Raw genomic sequence first — 20932 nt, 5'->3', positions numbered from 1 at the left:
ATGTAGCCGCCGAGATGCAGGGGGGATAACTCCCGCCTTTCCGCCGGTTCCGGCGGCAGGACCGCTACCGCCACTCTTGTGCAATCAAGACAGGGCCTGCCGCAGGTTGTCCGTGAGTGCGGTCCAGGTCTGTTTGTCGGATAGGCTGAGCGACCAGACCGCCACGCCTGCCAACCCATATTCACTGACCAAATTGAGTTTTTTGGCCAGGGTCCGCGGGGTGTCGTACCAACCAACCTCGTATCCGTCCGGTTTGGGGTAGCGGACGGTGGCGACACCCAGTTTGTCGTCCCAATGGGCGGTCGCGTGGTGAATCCGCAGAATCTCATCAACATTGGGAAGCGCCACCGCTGTGTCGGACACCCATCCGGCTTTGTGAACATACCAGAAGCGTCCATAGAAAGGCACGCCGAGTATGACCTTGTCGGCCGGCACTCCGGTGTTCAGAAGGTCTTCGACCGCCTGCGTGACCCAGGGAACATCGGCCACTGGACCGGGTGTCTTGTCTCCTCCCCAGTGTTCATCATAGGCCATGAGCGCGATGTAGTCTGCCTGCGCCGCCAGCCCGGCGTGAAAGTAGGCCGCGTCGTCGCGAAGGAATACGATGTCGGTCGTGATGTCTATAGATAAGGTCTTGTGCAAGGGCGCCAACGCTTTATGCAATTCCCCCACAAACTGGGTCAACGCGTTCTCATCGGCGCTGTACACATTCTCAAAATCGATGTTCAGTCCATCCAGGTCTTGAATCTTCACCACATGGACCAGTTGCTGCACGGCACGCCGGCGGGCCGCCGGCGAGGAGAGAACCTGATGGGTCAAGCTGGATCGGAATTGGTTATCCACGAGGGCCCACACGGCAATCCCGTGCTGGTGTGCGTATTTCGTCACTTCGGGTTGAACGCGGCTGGTGATCGACCCGTCGCTGTTAAGGGTGAGCCACTTCGGACTTACTACCGTGATACCCGGGCTCTCACGAATCATTTCAATGGTGGCTGGCACGTTGTTGTAGGGAATCCAGCCCATCGCAATCGGCTTCTCCTGCGGCGACTTGCTCTCCCATTGGGTGATGGTCTGAAACAACCCGGCCTGATCCGATGACGCGGGTACATAGGGGGCTTGGGTTGCCGGCAGTTGACTCGTGATCATCGTCAAGGGTTGCGTGAACGGAAGATTCAAGATCTGGCCCAGGGCGGCCATCAAACTGCGGCGTTGCACTTGGTCTGCCTTTTCGTATTGGGCGGTTCCGACCCATTCGGTGACGGCCGCCGTGGCCAAACGGGAGGCCTCGAGCTTTGCTGTGCCCTGTGCTCCGTATATCCACCTGACTCCGCCCAAGCACCCACAGCTCAAGACCATGATCCAGACCAACGAGAGGATAAACCGGGCAACCTGGCGAGTGCGTGCTTTTGGCATGAGCCTTCTCCTTTCCGTCGTTCATCGCTGCGGACTGGGGCAAGATGCGGGGGTGGGCCTGTCCTATACACCATTCTATGAACCGCCCTCATAGTTTAGAAGAATTGCGGGTCATTGCACGATTGCGTATCATGAACGCAAAGGCGTGACGATTGCACGCCGCGCGAAGGGCCGAAAGGAAGGGCTGGATATGCACGCACAGCTTCTTTGCGACCATGTGACAGTTTATCCGCTGGAACTGCCGACGCCGTTGCCGGTGGGCCCGGTTAATGCCTATCTCTTGTGCGGAATGGGACAGTGTCTACTGGTCGACTGTGGACCTCGGTACGCCCCGGCCTGGGACGCGCTGGTGAGCGGATTGGCGCAGTACGGACTGACACCCGCGGACGTGACGGGCATTGTCTTGACTCACGGTCACGTGGATCATGTCGGCAACACGCGGCGTTTCCAGGCGCAGGGCGTACCGGTTTACAGCCATCCGCGTGTTTCGGACTGGCTGGAGCCGGGGGGAGCGCACGATGCGTACCGCGCAGAATTTTATCGCCGTTTGTACCATGACATGGGGGTTCCCGAGGAAGCCGCGGCGAGAGCGCTGGAGGGGCTTTTATTGTTCCATCGTTGGAACGACCGGTCGGTAGTTACCCATCCTGTACGTGCCGGAGAACCGTTACCGCCACTGCCCCAGTTCCAGGTCTTTGAAGTGCCTGGACACGCGCAGGCGGCGATTGCCCTGTGGAACAGCGACAGCGGGGAGTTGCTGGCCGGTGACCAACTGCTCCCGCACATTTCTCCCAATCCTATTATTGAACCGCTGCCAGGCGCGGACTCGGGGACTGCAGCCGAACGCAGCCGCAGTCTGCTCGACTACCGCCGCAGTTTGCGGGAGCTGGCACAGCTGCCCATCAAAACCACGTATCCAGGCCATGGCCCGGTGATTGTGGATTCGGTGCCGCTCATTCATCGGCGTCTCCAGGAGCTGGAGGTGCGCAGGCAGAATGTCTTGCAGTGCTTGTGTCGGCATTCTCCTATCAACGCTTACGAGCTGGCGCGCCTCCTGTTCCCGCGGCACACCGACCAAGTTTCCCTCATCCTCTCGGAGACGTTAGGGTATCTGGACTGGCTGCAAGACGAGGGTCTGGCGTACGTGGCTCCTGATGAGGAAGGAGTCTACCAATGGATGTGCGCATAATCCGGGTTTTTTCTGGCGGGCAGCGCTTGATCGACGCCTGGCCCCCTTGTCTTCAGCCTTCCTCGGGCTCACGAGCGGCCTCTGGATTGCTTTTCCAGGTGGTTTCGCCGTTCGCGTAAAACTCCTTTTTCCAGATGGGTACTTCTTTCTTAAGGCGGTCAATCAGCATGCGTGAGGCCGCGAACGCATCGGCGCGGTGTGGTGCAGAGGCGGCGCAGATGACAGCGATTTCACTCGGGAGCAGACGCCCAATCCGGTGCCACTGCAGGGTCCAGACATCTGGATACATGGCTTTCACATCGTCTTCAATCTTTTTCATCTGGGCCAGGGCCATGTCGGTGTAGGCTTCATACTCCAAATGGCTGGTTTGCCGACCACGCGTCCACTCGCGTACCGTCCCCACAAACAAGACCGTGCCGCCATGGTGGACGCTTTCCAGTTGATGAAACGCCTGTGCGACATCCAGTGGATGGGCACTGATGACACATGAGGGCAGAGCGTCTCCACCGCTGACCGGAGGTATAATTCCTATTTCGTCGCCCTCATGCAGCGTGGCGCCATCGTCAGCGTAGGACCGGTTAATCGCCATCATGGCTTGTGCAATCTCTTGGCTGGCTTGCGGGTATTGTTCCATCAGATGATGGCGCAGTTGCAGGATGGATGTGCCTACAGGTACATTGAGGGTGAGTTCACGCAGTTGTATCGTCTCTGCAATCCCTGCGAACAGTCGGACACGGATCTTCACGTCCCATCACCTCAATGTGACGATACCATATCGAAACGTGAGCGTCGACTGTCTGCAACAGGAGGAATCATACATGCTGGAGAAGGGGTTCACCCATTTTGATGACCGCGGGCGACCACGCATGGTCGACGTGAGTGGCAAACCGGCCACCCGGCGCGAGGCGGTGGCGGAGGCGCGCGTGCGCATGGCAGCAAGGACCCGCCAGTTGGTGGAGAGTCAATCCATTGCCAAAGGGGATGTGACAGTAGTCGCTGAGTTGGCCGGTACGATGGGGGCGAAGCGGACCTCTGACCTGATTCCATTGTGCCATCCCCTGCCGTTGAGCAAAGTGGAGGTGGTCAGCCAGTGGTTACCTGCGGACAGCCATGACACTGCCCTCCTGCAATTGACGGCGAGCGTGAGCACAACCTATGCGACCGGGGTGGAGATGGAAGCTTTGACCGCATGCAGTGTGGCGGCCCTAACCGTATACGACATGTGCAAGGCTGTGGATCGAGAAATGACGATTGAGTGCATTCGTCTGTTGCGAAAATCGGGCGGCCAGAGTGGAGACTTTGTACGCGTGGACTGAGCTGCATGGACCTGGGTTGACTGTGGAGCGGCGGATGTCGCCTGGTGACCCGGGCCAGGGCGCAGACAGCGTCAGAGCACGTCACGAGGGGGCGCATGCGTTGGGCGGGAACGCCGGGCTCGTTTGCCCAGCTTGCCGCGTTTTTTGTCCCGGTAGTAAATAAACCCGCCCAACCAGGCGGTCGCGCCCAGACCCAGCAGCACGCCGAAGACAGCCCACCATGCGTCCCTCGGTTGGCCGAACGCCAGCCACAGTTCGGCATGGACTCGAAACAGATTGAATCCTTCGCCGGCGAGCAAGAAGACGACCAGCAAGATCATCCAGGCAGCCAAGGAACGCAAGGCCAGGTCCTTCCCTTCCACATGTAGGCATGGGATGCAAGCGCTGCGCAACATGAGTCTGTGGTTCCCGAATTCTCTTCCGGGTTCTGGCTTCATTCTATCATATCCAAAAGTCCTTGGCATTTCTCTGCGCGGTTGCTATATATAAAGATGGGAGACGGAAATCCCTGACGACAGTTCGCAGAGTTGTGTTTTCGATCTATAATGAAAGCGTTTTCATTATGATGCCTGAATAGCGATTGGGCATGATGGGATGGGGCGCCGTGTGGGCGAAGAACGCCCGCTCGGTATGTATCCGGCATCCGAAACCACACTATCCTATGGACAATCCGTCTAGGGGGGCTTGGGATGGAATTATTCTCCTATCTGGAGCAATACGACTATGAGCAGGTGGTGTTTTGCCACGACCGAGCGTCCGGGCTCAAGGCGGTGATTGCCATCCACGACACGACGCTTGGCCCCGCTTTGGGAGGGTGCCGGATGTGGAATTACGATTCGGAAGAAGAGGCCATCCTGGACGCTCTGCGGCTGGCGCGGGGGATGACCTACAAGAACGCGGCCGCGGGACTGAACCTCGGGGGCGGGAAAACGGTCGTCATCGGCAACCCGGGGACCGACAAGAGCGAGGCCATGTTCCGGGCCTTAGGCCGCTACATCCAAAGCCTGAACGGGCGCTACATCACGGCAGAAGACGTGGGCACGACGGTGGATGACATGGACTTGATTCACAAGGAAACGCCCTACGTTACCGGGGTGTCGCAGGCGTACGGATCGTCTGGAAGTCCAAGTCCGATGACCGCCTTGGGAGTGTTTCGCGGGATGCAGGCGACGGCGCAGGTGGCGCTTGGGTCTGCCGACCTCGCGGGGCGAACAGTGGCCATCCAAGGATTGGGGAGCGTCGGCTACGCGCTGGCTGAACATGTACACCAGGCGGGTGGCCGATTGGTAGTCGCCGACATCCATGAAGAGGCGGTGCGCCGAGCGGCGAACCTGCTGCACGCTGAGGTCGTGGACCCCAGCGAGATCCTCTCCGTAGAGTGTGACATCTTCGCGCCCTGCGCCCTTGGGGGCGTATTCAACGACGACACCATACCCAGACTGCGCTGCAAGGCGATTGCCGGATCGGCCAACAATCAGCTCGCAGAGGCCCGGCACGGGGATCGGCTGCACGAGATGGGAATTTTGTACGCACCCGATTATGTCATCAACGCAGGCGGTGTGATCAATGTCGCCGATGAGTTGGAGGGGTACAACCCGGCTCGCGCGCAGGCCAAGGTTGAACGCATCTATGACATCATGCTGCAGCTGTACGAGACGGCTGAACGTGAGCGCATCCCGACCTATCAGGCAGCCGACAGGATGGCGGAAGCGCGGATAGAGCAGATGCGCCGGGTGATGAGCACCTACATTCCGTCGCACGGCCGCCGGGCGCTGGTCATGGAGGGAATGGTTTCACATTATCGATAGCGTGACCCAAGGGTGCCCGATGTCCTTCACTCCGTCTTGGGAACGCGCGCATCCATAATTTCATTGGATGCCGAGAACATCGCGGCTGCTATGCGCGAATTGACGCTTTTGACAGCGCGTCCTCGCTGATGGATACTGGGACTGGGGAGTCGCGCGTTTCGGCCTCTACACCGAAAGGTTAGCTAACGCAAAGGGGGATATCGATGACCGACGTACGGATGCCCCAACTGGGAGAGAGCGTGAGTGCAGGCACCATCGGCAAATGGTTAAAGCAGGTCGGCGATCACGTAAGTCAACATGAACCCTTGCTCGAGGTGATGACGGACAAAGTCAATGCGGAGATTCCGTCCGAATGGGATGGCGTGATCACCGAAATCCTTGTCGAGGAAGGCGACACGGTAGAGGTGGGCACGGTCATTTGCCGTATTGACACGGGGACCGCGACGGACGGCCCGCCCGTCGACGAGTGAGACACGCATCGGCAAGGCGTGGGCAAAGCCCGATGTCCAGATTCATCCGTCCGGGCCGCGGCTTCTGTCCATCCTGCCCATGCTGCTGGGCCAGCGGCCGGCACTATGGCCGGCCGGTATTCTCTGGACGTCCCGCACAGGAGCCAGGTTCACAGAGAGGATCTGCGGTTCTTCTACGGCTGTCGCGAGCGGGCAGCGCGGGCGTTTTTCGCCGACGTCACGGGCTCGGTTGCACCGTGTGGACGGGTGAAAGCTGCATTTAGCCGCGATGAGGGCGTGGAGGGCGTCGAGTTTCCGTTATTTGAAAGCGATTTCAAAATCCTTTCCCAACCCGTCATCAATCCATCTCAGGCATCAAGGTCCGGCTGGGGAAGTATAACGAGCAACCTACCTCAGGTCGCTGCCGGCGGGAGCCGCTGAGGCTGGCTGTCGTCCTGGAGCTGTGTCTTTGGTGGGGAGCCGCCTTTGTTTTCCGCCCGCTTTCGACTACACTGGAGTCAGACTGGACGCCGCCAAGGCGTGAGGGGGTGCGTTTCCTCATGACCAACCCGAAGTGGGTGGAAAAGCAGCAACAGAAGGAACACATCATGCGTGAACAGGCCAAGTCTCGCCCGGAATGGCTGAAGATCCAAATCCGTACGGGGCCCAATTATAAACAGCTGAAAGACATCATGCGTGGGCGTGCACTGCACACGGTCTGTGAAGAGGCCCGGTGCCCGAATATCTACGAGTGCTGGGAGCAGCGTACGGCCACGTTCATGATCCTGGGTGACGTGTGTACCCGGGCCTGCCGGTTTTGCGCCGTCACCAGCGGACGACCGAGCCACCTCGACCTGGCGGAGCCCAAGCGCGTGGCCGACGCCGTGGTCGCCATGGGCTTGCAGCATGTCGTCGTCACCAGCGTAGCACGCGACGACCTGGACGATGGTGGGGCTTCCATATTCGCCGCGACGATTCGCGCTATCCGGGAACGCGTGCCGGAATGCGGGGTTGAGGTTCTGATTCCCGATTTCATGGGTAATTGGGACGCCCTGAAGACGGTGCTCGATGCTTCACCAGATATCCTCAATCACAACGTGGAGACAGTGCGGCGCTTGTCGGACAAGGTTCGGTCGAAAGCCAAGTACGACCGCACGTTGGAGTTGTTGCGACGCAGCAAAGAGATGCGGCCTGATATCCGCACCAAGTCGAGTATCATGGTTGGCTTGGGTGAAACCATGGAGGAGATCCTCGAGACCATGGACGACCTGCGGGCGGTGGATTGCGACATCCTGACCATTGGCCAATACCTGCAGCCGACCAAAAAGCACCTGTTGGTCGAGAGGTTTTATACGCCAACAGAGTTTCTGCGGCTGCGCGGGGAGGGCCTGAAGCGTGGTTTTGCCCATGTGGAGGCGGGCCCGTTGGTTCGCAGCTCGTATCACGCGCATGAACAGGTCCTGCGGGCCGACGGCATGCCTTTGCAGTCGCTCCGGCCAGCGCAGCAAGCGGCGAGGGCCGGTAATAGCGAGGGGGCGACGGTGCGGCCATGAGTCGTGTGCGTGGCATCTGGCGTTCTCTCGGTCGCATGGATTACGATGCTGCGCTTGCCGAACAGATGGCGCGGCGCGATGCGGTGTTGCACGGGCACGACGAAGCGCAAACCGTGTATGCGGTGGAACACCCGCCGACGATCACGATTGGCAAGGCGGGCACCTTTGAACACATCCTGACACCGCCCGCCGCTCTGGAACAGATGGGTTTTACCATCCGCGAGGTGGACCGGGGGGGCGACGTGACCTATCATGGGCCCGGGCAGTGGGTTTTGTATCCCGTGCTGCACCTTGCTCCCTGGGGCAACGACGTGGGAAGGTACGTCCGCATGCTAGAGGAAACCGTCATTCGAGCGCTCGCGGAGTTGGATATTCAGGGCACCCGCAGCGAGGGGTACCCGGGGGTATGGGTGCAAGACCGCAAAATTTGCGCCGTGGGCGCCAGTGTCAAACGTCGCCTGAACGGAGAATTCGTCACGGCGCACGGACTCGCGCTCAATGTCACGACGAATCTCGCCCACTTTAACGCCATCGTTCCCTGTGGCATCAGCGACCGCGGGGTGACCTCGGTGGCCGCCGAATTGGGGAGCGAGGTGCCGTTTGCTGAGTGGGAAGACCGGTTGCGCACCTCATTCGCGGATGTGTTTGAAATGGATTTCTAACCCACGGTCCACAGACGGCAGCGGTGCTTGCGGCGGCCGCTGGCCAATGAGGAGGGGATTCGGATGAGTTCGTTGGCCATGACAAGCGGCCTCATTGTAGCGATTTTCGTGGTGGCGATGGGGGTCATATGGGTGCTCGGGGGCATCGCTGGCCGCGGCCGGTGACGCCTGGTGATAGCGTGTGAATGGGGGAACCGCCGACGCGGCTGGGGGACGGATGGCTGGGCCTCCAGCGATTGTCCGCGTTCTCGCAGCAGCAGGTTTCAAGGCGTGATGACATGAATGAAGCAGGTGTGTTGGCCCTCTTCTTGCAACTGGTCCAGTTGGCGAGTCCGTCGCGCCACGAGGGAAAAGTGGCCGCGTTTTGCGCCAAGGAGCTTAAACGTTTGGGGTTCCGTGTCGAGTTTGACGGCGCTGGGGACTTCCTCGCCGCGGACACGGGCAACCTGATTGCCACCCTGGATGGCGATGCGTCGCGGGTCCCCCTGCTCCTGATTGCTCACATGGATACCGTGGCCCCGGGGACCGGCATCCGTCCTCAATTAGGAAAAGATGGAATCATCCGTGCCGACGGCAGTGCCATCCTGGGCGCGGACGATAAGGCGGGCATCACGGCGATTCTGGCAGCACTGCAAGAACTGGTCGGAAACGAGATTCCCCACGGACCCATTCAGGTCGTGTTGACGATTGCGGAGGAACTGGGGCTCCAAGGTTCTGCCCGATTCGATCCCGCCCGCCTCTCCGCCCAGTTTGGTCTCTGCCTCGATGCAGAAGGAGAACCTGGAACCTTCGTGGTCTCGGCACCCTCGCAGGTGCGTTGGCAGGCTGACGTCCTGGGGCGGGCCGCGCCTGTCGGAGGTGCTTCGGAAAACGGCACCAGCGCCATTCAGGTGGCGACCCGAGCGGTAGCCCGCATTCCGCACGGCCGCGTAGACGCGGACACCACCGTGCACATTGGCGCTTTCATCGGAGAAGGGCCGACCGAGCGGATGCGCGACCGGGTACGGTTGGTCGGGGAAGCGAGAGGTCTCCATCACCAGCGCCTGCTCCAGGTTCTGCGGAAAATGGAACGCACCTTTGCGCAGGTGGCGAAGGCGCACGGGGCATCTGTGGATTTCTCGTTTGCGGTCACATGCATGGGGTTTGCGTTTGCGCCTGACCATCCGTTGCTGCGGATGGCCGAGACAGCCGCGCGGCGCGCCGGTCTGACCCCACGCTGGGTGGTCCACGGTGAGGGCAGCGAGGCCCATCGCTTCACGGCGATGGGCGTGCCGACGCTGAACGCGGGTGTCGGGTATCGCGACATTCACACCTCAAAGGAACGGATAGCCCTCGCCGACTTGGTCCGGACAGCCCGATTGGTCTACGAGTTCCTTGTTTTGGCCTGACAAGTCCCGTCCGTGCGGTATAGCCGAATCTCCCGAGACACAAACTGACACCGGGATGCCACGCATTCCGCATCCTGGAAGTCTGTTCGTGTTTGGGGGAATGTTCATGCAGACAACCGACCGACGAGCTGTGGCCAAGGCGGCTGCCGGGGCCCCAGGCCGTCGCGCGGACCGGGACCACTCGGCCCAACTGGGGGTATGGGAGCTGGTCTTGATTGGCGTCGGCGGCATCATGGGGGCCGGTTTTTTTCTGGGCTCCGGCCAACCGATACGCTCGGCTGGGCCGTCCGTCCTGTTGGCGTTTCTGCTGGGCGCTCTCGTGACGGCACAGGCGATTGGGGCGGTCGTGTCGATGGCTGCCCATCACCCGGTCCAAGGATCATTCGCCGCGTTTGCGGACATGTATCTCGGCCGCTTCGCCGGCTATCTCCAGGGTTGGACGTATTATGTGACCAGCGTCTTGACGATTGCCAGTGAAGCGGTGGCCATGTCCGTGTTTGCCCGGGTTTGGCTTCCCCATGTCGCCGGGTGGATGTTGACCAGCGCCTTTATTGGGGTGGTCGTCGCGATCAACGCGTTTGGCGTGAAAAACTTTGGTCGTGTAGAATCGGTGATGAGCGCGGTGAAAACGGCGGCTCTGGTCGGATTTATCGTATACACTGTGTTCTGGTTGCTCGGACGGACGGGACAGGTTGTCCACGTGACAGGGACAGCCGGCTTGTGGGCGGGCGGCGTCTTTCCCAACGGAGTCACAGGGTTGGCTCAGTCGATGCTCATCGTTGTCTTCGCCTACGCGGGCATCGGTGTGTTCACCGGCGCCATGACCAATCTGAACAGTCCACGCGCGATGGACAAGGGCGCTTGGTGGACCGTGATTTTGCTGGCTGTCCTGTATACCCTCTCTATCGCTTTGCTGTTGTGCGTCGTGCCCTGGCAAGGGGTGAGCACCAACACCAGCCCGTTTGTCGCCGCCCTCCATCGCATGGGCGTCCCCGTCCTCGGCCAAATTTTCAACGCGGTCATTTTGGTTGCGTCGTTCAGCGTCATGTCGGGAGCCGTCTTTGCAGCTAACGAGATTCTCATCGGGTTGGCTCAACAACGAGTCGCACCAGACTTTGTGCGGTGGGGCCGGGGAGGACGGCAAACCGGGGCGCTGCTGGCCACCACCGTGTGCATCGTCGCTGCCGTGGTGCTTTCGTACAGTTTACCGGCCAATGTATACAGTTTTTTGATCAGCGCGTCCAGCTTTTTTACCTTCATGACCTGGTTTGTCATTTTCTGGACTTTTCTGTCGTGGCGCCGCCGGGCCGCGACGGACCACCGCTTTGTTTCGAGCTTGGCATTTGGACAGCCGTGGATGACCGTTGTCATGATGTTGTTCATCGTGGTATTGGCTGGGTACGCGTTGACCAATCGGGATCAGCGCCTAGGTTTTTATACCTGTGTCGTGATCTGGGCCATCTTGGCGGCAGTCTATGCGGTATTTCTCAGAGGGAAGGGTGGACGTGTTGAACCATCCACAGGAAACGGATCAGCACCTGGTCGAGCGGACGGTCGAGGTTAAGCCGATATACCATGGGCGCATCATCCGCTTGGAAGAACTGACGGTCGAACTGCCGAACGGTCGGCGCGCCGGACGGGAGGTGATTCGGCATCCGGGGGCGGTGGCCGTCCTGGCCGAACTGGCGGACGGGCGTGTGCTGGGCGTGCGTCAGTTTCGCTCCGCCCCGGGCGAGGTGCTGCTTGAAATCCCCGCCGGCAAGCTCGAACCGGGTGAAGACCCGCTCGCCTGCGCCCATCGGGAATTGGCGGAGGAGACGGGCGGTGAAGCGGCCCACGTGCGTCACGTCGGGTCCTTTTATACGAGCCCAGGCTTTGCGGATGAGTGCCTGCACTTGTTTTACGCCTCGTCCGTCACACTCGGTTCTGCGCACCCGGATGACGACGAGTTTGTGGAGACGGTCTGCCTGGACCTAGACGAAGTGCGGGAAGCGTTGACTGCCGGGCAAGTGCGAGATGCCAAGACTTGGATTGCCTTTGAATGGTGGCTGTTGCTCAAGGCCGGCGTGTGGGCATGAGGACGTTTTACGCCGACTTTCACGTGCACATCGGGCGGGCCCGCGGTCGTCCAGTCAAGATGGCGGCTGCCCACAGCCTGACCCTGGCCAATTTGCTGCAGCATGCAGCTGACAGGAAAGGCATCGACCTGGTCACCGTGATCGACGGCGTCTGCCCGCCCGTTCAGTTGGAAGTCAAGCAGCTGCTGCAGGCTGGCGACTTGGCCTACCAGCCCGGGGGCGGCCTGCGTTATCGGGATCGGCTTACCGTCATATTGGGGGCCGAGGTGGAGGTCGCCGGGCCTGACGGGGGCGCGGCCCACTTCGGCTGCTGGTTTGCGGATTTGGAGACGGCTCGCGATTTTGCCGACTGGTTGGCGACCGTGCAGAAGAATCCCCACCTCTCTTCGCAACGGGCGCGGGTCCGCGCCTTTGAACTGCAGGAGCAGGTGGTAAAGCGCGACGGCGTGTTCATCATCCACCACGCGTTTACGCCACACAAGGGGATGTATGGGAACTGTGTCCGGCGCATGCGCGAGATGGTGAACCCCGCCTGGGTGGACGCGGTGGAATTGGGGTTGTCGGCCGACACGGAAATGGCCGATTGCCTGGATGAACTGGCGGCGTTCACGTTTTTGACCAATTCGGATGCGCATTCGTTGCCTAAGATCGCGCGTGAGTACAATCGACTGGAGTTGGCTACCCCCTCGTTCGCGGCGGTGCGCGATGCGTTGCACCGCCGACGCCGGCACCGTGTGGCGGCCAACTATGGGCTCCTGCCGGCTCTCGGCAAGTATCATCGATCCGCCTGTAAACGCTGCGGCCGCCCGTGGGCACCGGGCGCGGAGCGGTGCGCGTGCGGATCGGACAAAGTGGTGTTGGGCGTGTACGACCGGTTGCTGCAGGTCAGGGACAGGGTCGAACCCGTGCATCCAAAGCACCGTCCGCCATACGTTCACCAGGTCCCCTTGGAGTTCATCCCCGGTCTCGGTCCTGCCTCGCGGGAGCGGCTGTTCGCTGCGTTTGGCACAGAGATGGCCATCTTACACCAGGCTTCCTTGGAGCAATTGGAGGAAGTGGTGGGGGGAGAGATGGCCAGGCGAATCGACGCGGCGCGTCGCGGGCAGACCCGCGTCTTGCCGGGCCGGGGAGGCATATACGGCAAACTTGTGTTGCCGTGAATGGAGGTCTATACCGGATGGGCGGCATACCGGCCAGTGGCGACACATATACTCTCCGTAAGCTTGTACCAGACGGAGGGATAATTGTGAGGACCGCGAACGTGGTGCTCGCGTGGCCAAAATGGCGCAAACGCATGACCTTTGTGCAGCGCGGGGACGCTGCAAGTTGGAATGTGTGGGCCTTTCTGTGCGGTGTCTGCCTGTGCGGGCTGGTGTTTGGAGCCGTCGTGGCAGGGGAACTCGGCGGCAACGACGCGGTGGTGCTCAACGACGCCATCCAGCGTGTGCTGACGGCCATTCAACAGCATCAATTGGCAAGCGCGCGCGACCTGTGGTGGCAGAGAATGATTGGCGACGCGCAGCTGCTGGCTCTGCTCGCCTTGTTCGGGGTCTCCATCATCGGGGTACCGTTTGTCGTGATGGTCCTGTTCTTGCGGGCTTTCAGTCTGGGCTTTGCGATTGGCTTCACCGTTATCCAGTTTGGTTGGAAGGGTTGGGTGTTGGCGGGCGTCGGCATGTTTTTGCACCAGGTGCTGTCGCTGGCCGTGCTGTTGTGCGCAGGAGTCATGGCCATCCGCTTCAGCGCCGCACTCCTGCGCCACATTTATCCGCTGCCGCGGCTTACCATGGCGCTCGCGCGCTACACCCTGCGGTTTGGTGTCTGCTTCCTGGGATTGATGCCGGGAGCGTTCGTGCAAGCCTACCTGACGCCGCACCTCTTGGCGCGTATGCTGGTTTCGGGGTGATGGCAACACGAGGGGGCATGATGTTCCGTGTCCAGACGTTTTACTGTCCATAACGAGTCGTTCACCTGCGTCCACTGCGGACGTTTGGTGCCCCCGGCCAGCCGTACGTGCCGCAACCACTGTCCCTACTGCTTGTACTCGGTCCACTTGGACAAGTTCCCCGGCGATCGCGCTGCTGACTGCGGCGGGCTGATGCAGCCGGTGGCGGTGACCTACCACAGCAAGAAAGGGTATCAACTCATCCATCGTTGTTTGCGTTGCGGCGTGCAGCGGCCCAATCGAGCGTTGTTGGACGACGGGAACCAGCCAGATTCGCTGGAGGCGATTTTGGCGCTCATGGCTCATGGCGGGGCGTGAGTGCAACGGGAGGGCCCGATGTGTCGAATTGGCGCGATTTTTTGCACGCTCTGCGTCTGTGCCTGTCCATTTGGCTGATAGCGGCCAGCATATTTGTCGTGCAGGGGATTGTCCTGCGTTGGCTGTCGTCCGACGGTTACCACGTCCCTTCGCGCCCCTACGTCTCCGTGGTGGGTGAACCCAGTGCGCAAGCGGACGGATCGATCCTCCATATTTTGCAGAGGATCGTCCTCTATTGTGAGACGGGAGCGTAAGCGTCCGACCTTGAGGCCGGGTCATGCACCGTGGGGCAGGATTTTCTCCCCAAGCGTGGAACTACTCATAGAGCGGACGCAAACCGCACGATGTAGGTGACATCGAAGGAGCTTTGCCATGACGCAGTGGATTGCGGATTTCTCAGATTATCTCGTGGTTGAACGCGGCCTGGCCAAGAACACGTTGGAGTCGTATCGGCGCGATTTATCCACTTTTCTGGCGTATGTGGAAAACCAGTGTCACGTACCGGTGGAGGGGGTCACGCAGCAACACATCCTGTCCTATCTCGCCAGCCTGCGCCAACAGGGGCGGGCTAATTCTACCATATCTCGTAACCTGGCCAGTATTCGCTCGTTTTTTCACTATCTCGTCGCCACCGATGTCCTCACGGTGGATCCGACCGCCCACGTGGACACGCCGAAAATTGAAAAGCGGTTGCCCAAGGTGCTAAGCGTGGATGAGGTGGAGCGCCTGTTGGCCGCACCCAATTTGCAGACGGTGGCAGGGCTGCGCGACCGGGCGATGCTAGAGCTGCTGTATGCGACCGGGATTCGTGTCAGTGAGCTGGTTTCTCTCAATGTGGAGGACTTGAACCTGGCAGCCGGCTTTCTTCGATGTACAGGCAAAGGAGACAAGGAACGGGTGATACCTGTTGGCGATATCGCTGTTCAGGTGCTGTCCGCCTATTTGCAGCAGTCACGCCCGGAGTTTTTGCGCCTGACGGACGATTCCGCCCTGTTCCTGAACCATCTGGGGGAACGCATGTCGAGACAGGGCTTTTGGAAGTTGTTGAAAAAATACGCGAAACTGGCGGGCATTGTAAAGGATATCACGCCGCACACTTTGCGCCATTCCTTTGCCACCCACCTTCTGGAACGGGGAGCCGACCTGCGGGCTGTTCAGGAGATGCTGGGGCATGCCGATATCTCCACAACGCAGATTTATACGCACGTTACGCGGGGGCGCCTGCGTGAGCTATACGCAAGTTCTCATCCGCGTGCCTGAAAGTTGAGTCGCACGCCTGACAAATCAGGGGGCCAACAGGGACAATGGCTCAATCTGCCTGCTTCCTTCCTGGGATGGAGTGACCGTCATCCTGTCACCCTATCCAGAGGAGGTGAGGATATGCCCAAGGGTGTGACCTGCTTTGTGGAGGAGTGTGTCTTCAACGCGGATGATCGATGCCTGGCGGACGCCATTGAGGTGCGGTCCAACGGCAACGATATTGTAGGGACCAGCAAAGGAACCATGTGCCGGACGTTCCGGTACCGGGACTTTGACGACGGGCACGCGGACGCCGATCTCGCTGCCCATCCATAAGACCGGACTTTTCAACTGGAGTTTTCAGCCATACAAGGCACGGAAATCGTCTCCTGATGGAAGGATGCCTGGCACTAAGGCATCCTTTTTCTTCATGTCGGCCCCCATCATAAACCATGTGTATTGTCGCAAACTACGCCCAGAACCGTATGTATGGGGGGCCATCCAGAATGGGGAAGGGTACAGGTCGCTTCGCTCCTGCATGGATTTCATTGGTCTGCTGTTCCATGTTGATGACGTCGGTGTCCGGCCAGGCACGGGCCGAGAGCCTAAGTTCATCGATACATCCTGCGGGCATTCACGTCGGCATTCATGAAAACCCTCCGCTGCCGCTTAAAGAGACCGCGGACGCGGGCACAGGGGAATTGGCGGCACACGCACGTTCCGCGGTCCTGATGGATTTCGCCACCGGCAAGGTGTTGTTTGAAAAGGACGCGCATGAGCGGCTTCCGATGGCGAGCATCACCAAAATCATGACTCTGTTGCTCATCATGGAGGACATCGACCGAGGGAAGATCAAGCTATCCGATCCGGTGAAGGCCAGTGAATATGCCGCCAGCATGGGGGGCTCCCAGGTCTTTCTGGAGCCGGGTGAGGTCATGACCGTCGATGACCTGATCAAAAGCATCGCCATGGCCAGCGCCAACGACGCCTGTGTGGCCATGGCTGAGCACTTGAACGGCACGGAACAGGCTTTTGTCCGTCGGATGAACCAGCGCGCCCGCGAGCTGGGCATGTTGGATACTCACTTCGCCAACAGCAACGGCTTGCCCGCCGCCAACCATTACAGCAGCGCCCACGACATCGCCCTCATGTCGCGTGAATTGCTGAAACACAGCCAAATCACACGTTGGACCTCGGTCTACAGTGATTACCTGCGCAAGGATACAACGCACCCGCTCTGGCTGGTCAATACCAATAAGTTGGTGCGATTTTACGACGGGGTTGACGGCTTGAAAACAGGCTATACCACCGAGGCCAAATACTGCCTATCCGCCACAGCGCGCCGCGGGGATTTTCGGGTCATCGCCATTGTCATGGGTGAACCCAAGGTCACCGTCCGGAATCAAGAGGTCACTCAGATGTTGAATTGGGCCTTTGGCCAATTTGAATCGAAGGTGTTGTACCCGGCCGGCCGGACGGTGGGGAAGGTGGAGGTCATCCACGGCAATCCGCCGTTCGTACCGGTGAAGGTGGCCGATACCGTCGGCATCTTGCGCGAGAAAGGAAGTTCTGTTCGATACGAGACCCGGATGAACCTGCAGCGGGTCAAGGCACCAATCCAGCAAGGACAACGAGTGGGGACACTACAAATCTACGACCTGGAACACCAGCGAATCGCGGCGGAAGTTCCTTTGATTGCCGCTGCACCGGTCAAGAAGGCTGGATTTTTCCAAAGTGTCGGGCAAACGGTGAGAAAGATTGTCACCTTCGGCCATTGAGATGGAACCGTTGCGACCGGTTGGTCCGCCTCTGTGCACGTCAACCGGTCGTATTTTGTCATACAACAAGACATAGCCGTGCATTCAGTCGATTTCTGCTATTGTTCAGGAAATATTCATGACCCTGTTTCCCGGTAGGACGCGCGGTGATGGAATCCGCCGCCGCATGATCTGCAGCGCCTCCAGTTCCGCCGACAGGGCTTGATGCGGCCTGTCCAATTCGCGGTACAGTTTGCTCAACTGCCGCCACACGCGTAACTTGGCCAGCGGATCTTCCACAGTATCGGTCAACGGCAGCGCGGCTTCTAGCGTTGACGCGGCTTCTTCGACGCGCTGCATCGCCATCAAGCATTGGGCCCGCACCCAATGCACTTCTTGTGCCAACTCGGGCTCCCGCACGGATTCCCGATGCACGGTATCGAGCAACTGCATCGCGGCTTCCCGATCTCCGAGCGCCAAACGGTTTCTCGCCAACTCAATTTGTAGCTTGGTGTACCGAGGCGGGTCTTGGCGCAAAGCGCGGCGGTTCTGACAACTTTGCAAATGGGCGATGGCGGCTTCATACAAACCTTCGCGGCGCAGGATGATCGCTTGGTTGATAAGACATTGGTGGACGCCTCGCGAGTGGCCGACCGACTCGTACAGAGACAAGGCCTCATCCGTGTGTTCGCGCGCTTCGTCAAATCGCTCCATTTCCACCAATACGTTTGCCAATCCGTGATGGATAACGGCCAAGTCACGGACTTGGCCGTAGGCTTGGGCAGCGGTACAGGCGCGCTGATAATGGATGAGCGCTTTGTTGTATTGGCGTGAAAGGTAATAAACTCTCGCCAGATTGTTCTCCAGCTTGACGGAAACCGGCATGCGCAATCTTGGATATCGCTCCAACAATTCACTCCCGCGGCGCCAGAACATGGCGGCTGCCTGCAGGCGTCGCCGTCCGCGTTCCACGTGACCCAACTGGTAATAGTAGTGGACGCTGGTGGAGATATCTCCATGCTCCAACGTAAAGGCCAGCGCTGTCTCGTACATGCGTACGGCCTCATCTTCAAGTCCCAATTTTAAGCAACATTCGCCCAGTTCGGCATAGACCTTGTCCGTCCTCACCTGAGCGGGCACGTCTTCAATCACTTGTAGCAGCAGTTCCCGGGCACGACGCGCATCGCCTCGCTCCATTAATGTTTTGGCCTCCCGGTACCGCTGCAGGTTCTCGTTGGCTTTCAGGAGCGAGCGAAACTCATCCCTGTCGGCGTCCAGCCGCTCCAACAATTGCTCCAGCAGGCGCTGCGTCGGTACCACCCGGTTGGATTCAATCTGGCTGATCATGCTGGCGGTCACCAAATCGCGCCCCAAGGCGGACTGAGTCATGCCTTTGGCGACGCGTAATTCACGCAGCTTGTTCCCCAAAGTCTCTTCCATATCGTCCTCCGCCATACTCTTGATTCTATGTATTCTACTATAAATTCCGGAATCTGCATATCCCTTTTCAAGCGCGAAATCCAGCGCTGTGTCGAAATTTAGGGCTTTTTTTCTTCTTTTGTCAGGCATGCAGGAGAACATGCGTCCTTCACAAATAGTTAAGGTGAAGTGAGTCTGATTGGGGGGAGCAGCATGGTCATGCAGCTGCAGGTGCATGATGGCGTGGTGGTGGTGAAACTCGGCGGGGAATTGGGTCACCATGAAGTGGAAACCATCCGGAATGAAATTGAGGCGGAATTAGAAAGAACAGGCCACCGAGGGTTGGTGATGTCGTTTCGGGATATCGATTTTGTGGACAGTTCCGCTTTGGGATTGATTCTTGGGCGGTACAGGACTGTGACCGAACGGCACGGGCGGATGGCCCTGTGTGAGGTGAACGAGTCCCTGGCTCGCTTGTTCGAACTGTCCGGGCTCAGGCGCATCCTCCCTGTCACCGCGACGGTGGACGAGGCGCTGCAACTTGTGCGGGAGGGATGAATGATGAATCGCGAACTGCAGACCAAAGTGGCGGTGGACAATTACTTGCGTCTCCAATTCCCCGCCCAATCCGAGAACGAATCGTTGGCGCGTGTGGCGGTGGCCTCCTTTGCCGCCCAGTTGGATCCGACGATGGAGCAGTTGACGGAGTTGAAGACGGCCGTTTCTGAGGCCGTGACCAACGCTATCATTCACGGCTATGTGGACTCCCCCGGTGAGGTGCGGATTGAATGTGCTATCCACCAGGGAGTGGTGGAAGTCGTGATTGAAGATGATGGCGTCGGGATTGAGGACATTGAGCAGGCCAGACAGCCGCTCTATACGTCCCGGCCCGAATTGGAGCGGTCGGGAATGGGTATAACGATAATGGAAAACTTCGTAGATGAGCTAGTCATCGAGTCGATTCCCGAACATGGCACAAAGGTCCGGATGCGCAAGCGGATGGCGCCGGTCCTGGATGGTCAGTGATAGGAGACCTCTCGCATGGATTATGTCAATGATACCGAGGAACGTTCCCGTAGGTATTCCGACGACGAGATTCGCGCCTTGATTGCGCGCAGTCAGCAAGGGGATGTTGCGGCCCGGGATGAACTTGTGATTGGCAATCAGCGTTTAGTGTGGGCTGTGGTGCAGAGGTTCTTGGGCCGCGGTTACGAGGCGGACGACCTATTTCAGATTGGTGTCATTGGCCTCATGAAGGCTATCGACAAATTTGACCTGAGTTACGATGTGAAATTTTCTACATATGCTGTCCCGATGATCATTGGCGAAATCCAACGCTTCCTGCGCGACGACAGCACTGTCAAGGTCAGCCGCAGCTTGAAGGAGACCGCGCGCCACATTCGCCGCGCCCGCGACGAATTGGCGAAGCGCTTGGGCCGACAGCCGCAGATCACTGAGATTGCCGACGAGTTGGGGATTGACCCGTCTGAAGTTGTGTTTGCTCAAGAGGCGCTGCGCGCGCCCACGTCCATCCACGAAACGGTGTTCGAAAACGACGGGGACCCGATTTATCTGATGGACCAGATTGCCGGCGAGGAGAGCGTATCTTGGCTGGACCACATCGCCTTGCACGAAGTTTTGGGACGCCTGCCAGAACGGGAACGTCTGATTGTCTACTTGCGCTTTTTCAAGGATAAAACCCAGTCGGACGTTGCCGCCGTGCTGGGAATATCCCAAGTGCAGGTGTCCCGTCTAGAGAAGAAAATCCTCCGCGCCATCCGTCAACAGCTCGAATCGTGACCTTCGCGTAAGCATCCAGCCCCTCGGACATACTATACGAGCGCCTGCTCCGGCGGCGCACAGCCACGCTCCATCCGCGGGGTGGAGGCTTGTATAGGGAGGGGTCTTATGCCTGCACGCGTTCGTCAAGACGCATCCGACTATCAGCAGCTTGCTCAGCGCCATACCCCATCTCGGCCGATGCTGCGCAACACCGTTCGGGCCTTTTTGGTGGGTGGGGGCGTCTGCGTCATCGGGCAAATCGTCCTCCTGCTGTTTGTGCGATACGGTCACTTCAGTCCCAAGGAAGCGGGAAATCCGACCAGTGCGGTGATGGTGCTCCTATCCGTCATTTTCACGGCGCTCGGCGTGTATGACCGATTCGCCGCTTGGGCGGGGGCTGGATCGGCCGTGCCGATAACAGGCTTTGCCAATACCATGGCGTCGGCGGCCATGGAGTACCGCAGTGAGGGCTTGGTGCTCGGCGTCGGCGGTAACATGTTCAAATTGGCGGGGCCCGTAATCGTCTACGGCGTGGTCAGCGCCTTCTTCGTGGCCCTGGCCAGATACGCCATTTTGCACCTTTAGACAACTTTCGGTCTGACAGGGGGGACATACC

Annotated in this window: 24 protein-coding genes; 20 read left to right on the top strand and 4 right to left on the bottom strand. The window is 59.5% G+C overall.

Going from position 1 to position 20932, the window contains the following annotated elements; genetic code table 11:
- Positions 1–84 precede the first annotated feature (84 nt).
- A complete protein-coding gene (locus AK2_RS09725) occupies positions 85–1413 on the bottom strand; it encodes a glycosyl hydrolase family 18 protein (protein ID WP_067933736.1) in 1329 nt (442 codons plus the stop codon).
- A gap of 190 nt (positions 1414–1603) precedes the next feature.
- Between AK2_RS09725 and AK2_RS09720 the strand changes: the two genes are divergently transcribed.
- Positions 1604–2602, top strand: coding sequence for an MBL fold metallo-hydrolase (locus AK2_RS09720; protein WP_067933734.1), 999 nt, complete (start codon positions 1604–1606; stop codon positions 2600–2602).
- Positions 2603–2654: 52 nt separating this feature from the next.
- On the opposite strand, the gene moaD is transcribed toward AK2_RS09720, so the two are convergent.
- A complete protein-coding gene (moaD, locus tag AK2_RS09715) occupies positions 2655–3347 on the bottom strand; it encodes a molybdopterin converting factor subunit 1 (protein WP_067933732.1) in 693 nt (230 codons plus the stop codon).
- A 73-nt stretch (positions 3348–3420) separates the two neighbouring features.
- Between moaD and moaC the strand changes: the two genes are divergently transcribed.
- Positions 3421–3918: a cyclic pyranopterin monophosphate synthase MoaC gene (gene moaC, locus AK2_RS09710; protein WP_067933730.1), complete on the top strand. Its 498-nt coding sequence runs from the start codon at positions 3421–3423 to the stop codon at positions 3916–3918.
- A gap of 71 nt (positions 3919–3989) precedes the next feature.
- On the opposite strand, the gene AK2_RS09705 is transcribed toward moaC, so the two are convergent.
- A complete protein-coding gene (locus tag AK2_RS09705) occupies positions 3990–4259 on the bottom strand; it encodes a DUF2627 family protein (protein ID WP_169794768.1) in 270 nt (89 codons plus the stop codon).
- Positions 4260–4607: 348 nt separating this feature from the next.
- Here AK2_RS09705 and AK2_RS09700 point away from each other — a divergent pair, with 348 nt between their 5' ends.
- The 14 genes from AK2_RS09700 to AK2_RS09635 all read left to right on the top strand — a co-directional run bounded on the left by AK2_RS09700 (position 4608) and on the right by AK2_RS09635 (position 17136).
- Complete coding sequence (locus tag AK2_RS09700; protein ID WP_067933726.1) at positions 4608–5726, top strand: Leu/Phe/Val dehydrogenase; 1119 nt, start codon at positions 4608–4610, stop codon at positions 5724–5726.
- A gap of 203 nt (positions 5727–5929) precedes the next feature.
- Positions 5930–6196 (top strand): biotin/lipoyl-containing protein, encoded by a 267-nt coding sequence (locus tag AK2_RS09695; protein ID WP_067933724.1) that lies wholly within the window; start codon positions 5930–5932, stop codon positions 6194–6196.
- Positions 6197–6735: 539 nt separating this feature from the next.
- Positions 6736–7728, top strand: coding sequence for a lipoyl synthase (lipA, locus tag AK2_RS09690; RefSeq protein ID WP_083521053.1), 993 nt, complete (start codon positions 6736–6738; stop codon positions 7726–7728).
- Positions 7725–8390 carry a lipoyl(octanoyl) transferase LipB gene (gene lipB / locus AK2_RS09685; RefSeq protein ID WP_245632853.1) on the top strand — a complete coding sequence of 222 codons (666 nt, stop codon included), beginning with the start codon at positions 7725–7727 and terminating at the stop codon, positions 8388–8390. The genes lipA and lipB overlap by 4 nt, the downstream gene beginning before the upstream one ends.
- 185 nt (positions 8391–8575) lie before the next feature.
- A complete protein-coding gene (locus tag AK2_RS09680; protein ID WP_083521052.1) occupies positions 8576–9778 on the top strand; it encodes a M20/M25/M40 family metallo-hydrolase in 1203 nt (400 codons plus the stop codon).
- A gap of 106 nt (positions 9779–9884) precedes the next feature.
- Positions 9885–11342: an amino acid permease gene (locus AK2_RS09675; RefSeq protein WP_067933722.1), complete on the top strand. Its 1458-nt coding sequence runs from the start codon at positions 9885–9887 to the stop codon at positions 11340–11342.
- On the top strand, positions 11287–11856 hold the full coding sequence (locus AK2_RS09670; protein WP_245632852.1) for an NUDIX domain-containing protein: 570 nt from the start codon (positions 11287–11289) through the stop codon (positions 11854–11856). Before AK2_RS09675 ends, AK2_RS09670 begins: the two co-directional genes overlap by 56 nt.
- Positions 11820–13016 (top strand): endonuclease Q family protein, encoded by a 1197-nt coding sequence (locus AK2_RS09665; protein ID WP_245632851.1) that lies wholly within the window; start codon positions 11820–11822, stop codon positions 13014–13016. The genes AK2_RS09670 and AK2_RS09665 overlap by 37 nt, the downstream gene beginning before the upstream one ends.
- An 86-nt stretch (positions 13017–13102) precedes the next feature.
- Complete coding sequence (gene spoIIM, locus AK2_RS09660) at positions 13103–13762, top strand: stage II sporulation protein M (RefSeq protein WP_067933720.1); 660 nt, start codon at positions 13103–13105, stop codon at positions 13760–13762.
- A gap of 27 nt (positions 13763–13789) precedes the next feature.
- The gene (locus tag AK2_RS09655; protein WP_067933718.1) at positions 13790–14119 is read left to right on the top strand and encodes an RNHCP domain-containing protein; all 330 of its coding nucleotides are present in this window, start codon (positions 13790–13792) and stop codon (positions 14117–14119) included.
- 20 nt (positions 14120–14139) lie between these two features.
- Complete coding sequence (locus tag AK2_RS09650; protein ID WP_067933716.1) at positions 14140–14373, top strand: hypothetical protein; 234 nt, start codon at positions 14140–14142, stop codon at positions 14371–14373.
- Between the two features lie 118 nt (positions 14374–14491).
- Positions 14492–15379: a site-specific tyrosine recombinase XerD gene (gene xerD, locus AK2_RS09645; RefSeq protein WP_067933714.1), complete on the top strand. Its 888-nt coding sequence runs from the start codon at positions 14492–14494 to the stop codon at positions 15377–15379.
- A 120-nt stretch (positions 15380–15499) separates the two neighbouring features.
- The gene (locus AK2_RS09640; protein WP_067933712.1) at positions 15500–15694 is read left to right on the top strand and encodes a DUF1540 domain-containing protein; all 195 of its coding nucleotides are present in this window, start codon (positions 15500–15502) and stop codon (positions 15692–15694) included.
- 170 nt (positions 15695–15864) lie between these two features.
- A complete protein-coding gene (locus AK2_RS09635) occupies positions 15865–17136 on the top strand; it encodes a D-alanyl-D-alanine carboxypeptidase family protein (RefSeq protein WP_245632850.1) in 1272 nt (423 codons plus the stop codon).
- A 105-nt stretch (positions 17137–17241) separates the two neighbouring features.
- On the opposite strand, the gene AK2_RS09630 is transcribed toward AK2_RS09635, so the two are convergent.
- Positions 17242–18555 carry a tetratricopeptide repeat protein gene (locus tag AK2_RS09630; RefSeq protein WP_067933710.1) on the bottom strand — a complete coding sequence of 438 codons (1314 nt, stop codon included), beginning with the start codon at positions 18553–18555 and terminating at the stop codon, positions 17242–17244.
- Positions 18556–18747: 192 nt separating this feature from the next.
- On the opposite strand from AK2_RS09630, the gene AK2_RS09625 reads away from it, so the two are divergent.
- The 4 genes from AK2_RS09625 to spoVAC all read left to right on the top strand — a co-directional run bounded on the left by AK2_RS09625 (position 18748) and on the right by spoVAC (position 20901).
- On the top strand, positions 18748–19092 hold the full coding sequence (locus AK2_RS09625; protein ID WP_067933708.1) for an STAS domain-containing protein: 345 nt from the start codon (positions 18748–18750) through the stop codon (positions 19090–19092).
- A 3-nt stretch (positions 19093–19095) separates the two neighbouring features.
- Complete coding sequence (gene spoIIAB / locus AK2_RS09620; RefSeq protein WP_083521047.1) at positions 19096–19560, top strand: anti-sigma F factor; 465 nt, start codon at positions 19096–19098, stop codon at positions 19558–19560.
- A 15-nt stretch (positions 19561–19575) separates the two neighbouring features.
- Positions 19576–20334 carry an RNA polymerase sporulation sigma factor SigF gene (gene sigF, locus AK2_RS09615; RefSeq protein WP_067933706.1) on the top strand — a complete coding sequence of 253 codons (759 nt, stop codon included), beginning with the start codon at positions 19576–19578 and terminating at the stop codon, positions 20332–20334.
- A 108-nt stretch (positions 20335–20442) separates the two neighbouring features.
- Positions 20443–20901 (top strand): stage V sporulation protein AC, encoded by a 459-nt coding sequence (gene spoVAC / locus AK2_RS09610; RefSeq protein WP_067933704.1) that lies wholly within the window; start codon positions 20443–20445, stop codon positions 20899–20901.
- Positions 20902–20932: the final 31 nt, after the last annotated feature.

It is taken from the genome of Alicyclobacillus kakegawensis NBRC 103104, from assembly GCF_001552655.1.
GTDB lineage: Bacteria > Bacillota > Bacilli > Alicyclobacillales > Alicyclobacillaceae > Alicyclobacillus_G > Alicyclobacillus_G kakegawensis.
Note: the sequence above shows the minus strand (reverse complement) of the source record. Positions and strands in the feature narration are given on the sequence as shown.